Below are 3,076 nucleotides of genomic sequence, written 5' to 3' on the forward strand. Positions count from 1 at the left end.
GCCTCCCGCCGCCGGGGAGCCGTTCGCCCCCGGAGCCGAGCCGCACACTCCCGGAGCCGAGCCGCTCCCGCCCGCGGCCCGCGTCGACCTCGCCCGGGAACGCGCCGACTCGCAGGTCGACGGCGTCCTGGACGCCCTGGACCGCGAGCTCGTCGGCCTCGCGCCGGTCAAGACCCGCATCCGGGAGATCGCCGCGCTGCTGCTGGTCGACCGCGTCCGGGCCCGCTTCGGCATCGACTCGGGACGCCCCAACCTGCACATGTGCTTCACCGGCGGGCCCGGGACGGGCAAGACGTCCGTCGCGCTGCGGCTCGCCGAACTCCTGCACCGCCTCGGCTACGTACGCCGCGGCCACCTGGTCTCCGTCACCCGCGACGACCTCGTCGGCCAGTACGTCGGCCACACCGCACCCAAGACCAAGGAGGTCCTGAAGAGGGCCATGGGCGGCGTCCTCTTCATCGACGAGGCGTACTACCTCTACCGCGCCGAGAACGAGCGGGACTACGGGCAGGAGGCCATCGAGATCCTCCTCCAGGTCATGGAGAACCAGCGGGACGACCTGGTCGTCGTCCTCGCCGGCTACAAGGACCGCATGGACTCCTTCTTCGCGTCCAATCCCGGCATGAGCTCCCGCATCGCCCACCACATCGACTTCCCCGACTACGAGCCCGACGAGCTGGAGGCGATCGGCCGCCTGATGATGGACCGGGAGGGCTACGGCCTGGCCCCCGAGACCGAGCCGGTCTTCCGCGACTACCTCTCCCGCCGCCGCGCGCAGCCCCGCTTCGCCAACGCGCGCTCCGTCCGCAACGCCATCGAACGCGCCCGCCTCCGGCACGCCAACCGGCTCCTCGCCAGGGGCGGCGACGTCGGACGCGAAGATCTCACCACCCTCCACCCGGAAGACTTCCTCGCCAGCCGCGTCTTCGGGTGACCGGTGTCACGTCCGTTAAAGGGATGGGCCCCCGCATGTCCTAATGTTGTGACGGACGACATCAGAGGTGGGGGATACGTTGCTTAACCCTGAGGATCTGTACGAGCTCGACACCGACCTGCCGGAAATGACGGGTCCGGTGCTGCTGCACAGCCTCGACGGCTTCGTGGACGCCGGATCCACCGGGCAGCTCGTGCGCGAGCACCTCCTGGAGGCGCTGGAGCACCGCGTCATCGCCCGCTTCGACGTCGACTCACTGATCGACTACCGGGCGCGCCGCCCGCCGATGACGTTCGACCGCGACCACTGGGCCTCCTACGAGGCGCCCGAGCTGGTCGTCCGGCTGCTGCGCGACGAGGCCGGCAGCCCGTTCCTGATGCTGTCCGGGCCCGAACCCGACCGGCTGTGGGAGGGCTTCACCGCGGCCGTCCTGCACCTGGTGAAGCGCCTGGGCGTGGAGCTCGTCGTCGGCTTCCACGGCATCCCGATGGGCGTCCCGCACACCCGCCCGGTCGGCATCACCTCGCACGCCACGCGGCCGGAGCTGGTCACCCGGAGCTCCTGGTTCGACAAGGTCCAGGTCCCCGGCAGCGCCGCCGGCCTCCTCGAACTGCGGCTCGGCGAGGCGGGCCACGACGCCCTCGGCCTCGCCGTGCACGTCCCGCACTACCTCGCCCAGTCCGCCTACCCTGCCGCCGCCGTCGCCGCGCTGGAGGCCGTCATCGACTCCACCGGGCTCGCGCTGCCCGTCGAGCGGCTCCGCGAGGCCGCCGCGGCCACCGACGCCGACATCGCCGAGCAGGTCGACGGCAACGACGAGGTCGAGAAGGTCGTCCGGGCCCTGGAGCAGCAGTACGACGCGTTCGCGGGCGCCGCCGAACGCGACAACCTGCTCGCCGAATCGGGGGACATGCCCACCGCCGACGAGCTCGGCGCCCAGTTCGAGCGCTTCCTCGCCGAACAGGACGGGCCCGACTCGCCCTCCTAGACATATCCCGTTGCGCCTCGGGTAGGCGAGCCTTGAGGGGAGGTTCGCACGATGGCCCAGAAGGTGAACGAGGTGATGACGCCGGTCCCGGTGGCGGTGTCCCCGGACACGTCCCTGGCGGAGGTCGGCGACCTCATGCGGCAGCACGGCATCGGCGACGTCCTGGTCGTGCACGAGGGACGGCTGCGCGGCCTGGTCACCGACCGCGACATCGTCGTCCGCGCCGTCGCCCTCCAGAAGGACATGACCGACACCACCGTGGCCGACGTCTGCAGCACCAACCTGATCACCGTGGCGCCGGGTGAGGACGCAGACACGGCCGTCCGGCTGATGCGGCGGCACGCGATCCGCCGCATCCCCGTGGTCGACGGCGACCGCCCGATCGGCATGGTGTCCATCGGCGACCTGGCCGTCCAGCGCGACGAGCGCTCGGCCCTCGCCGACATCAGCGCCGAACCCCCGAACACGTGACCGCGGACCGCGACGTCATCGTGGTCGGTGCAGGACCCGCGGGATCAGCGGTCGCCTGCCACCTGGCCCGCTCCGGCCTGGACGTCCTCCTCCTGGAGAAGGCGTCGTTCCCCCGCGAGAAGGTCTGCGGCGACGGCCTCACGCCCCGCGCCGTCCAGGAACTCCGCACGCTAGGCATCGACCTGGACGCCCCGGGCTGGTTCCCCAACAAGGGCATCCGCCTCATCGGCGCCGGCCGCCGCCTCGAAATCGACTGGCCCGCCGCGCCCGGCCTCACCCGGACCCGCGCCGACTTAGACGAACTCCTGGCCCGCCAGGCGGTCGCCGCCGGCGCCACCCTCCGGGAGGACACCAAAGTCACCGGTCCGCTCCAGACGAGGGGCCGCGTGACAGGCGTCAAGACCGAAAGGGGCACCCACGAGGCCCGCCTCGTCATAGCCGCGGACGGCGCGTCCTCCCGCCTCTCCGTCGCCCTGGGCCTGCGCCCGTCCGCCACCCGCCCCATCGGCATCGCGGGCCGCCGCTACTTCCGCAGCCCCCGCCACGACGACGCCCACCTGGAGATCTGGCTGGACCTGGCCCCGGCAGGCTACGGCTGGATCTTCGGCATGGGCGACGGCACCTGCAACGTGGGCGTAGCCCTCCTGCGCACCGACCACCCCGACTACCGGAGCCTCCTCTCC

At 72.1% G+C, this 3,076-nt stretch carries 4 protein-coding genes; all 4 read left to right on the top strand.

All coding sequences use genetic code 11. From position 1 onward, the window contains the following. Positions 1-934 (top strand): CbbX protein (gene cbbX, locus E1266_RS36565; RefSeq protein WP_207946139.1); only part of this gene is annotated, 934 nt, incomplete at its 5' end. Between the two features lie 79 nt (positions 935-1,013). Further along, complete coding sequence (locus tag E1266_RS36570; protein WP_132055072.1) at positions 1,014-1,922, top strand: PAC2 family protein; 909 nt, start codon at positions 1,014-1,016, stop codon at positions 1,920-1,922. A gap of 51 nt (positions 1,923-1,973) precedes the next feature. Further along, positions 1,974-2,393 carry a CBS domain-containing protein gene (locus tag E1266_RS36575; RefSeq protein WP_132055074.1) on the top strand — a complete coding sequence of 140 codons (420 nt, stop codon included), beginning with the start codon at positions 1,974-1,976 and terminating at the stop codon, positions 2,391-2,393. Next, positions 2,390-3,076: geranylgeranyl reductase family protein (locus E1266_RS36580; RefSeq protein ID WP_132055076.1), on the top strand; the 687-nt coding region annotated here is incomplete at its 3' end. The genes E1266_RS36575 and E1266_RS36580, both read left to right, overlap by 4 nt.

This window comes from Actinomadura sp. 7K534 (assembly GCF_004348575.1).
Taxonomy (GTDB): Bacteria; Actinomycetota; Actinomycetes; order Streptosporangiales; family Streptosporangiaceae; genus Spirillospora; species Spirillospora livida.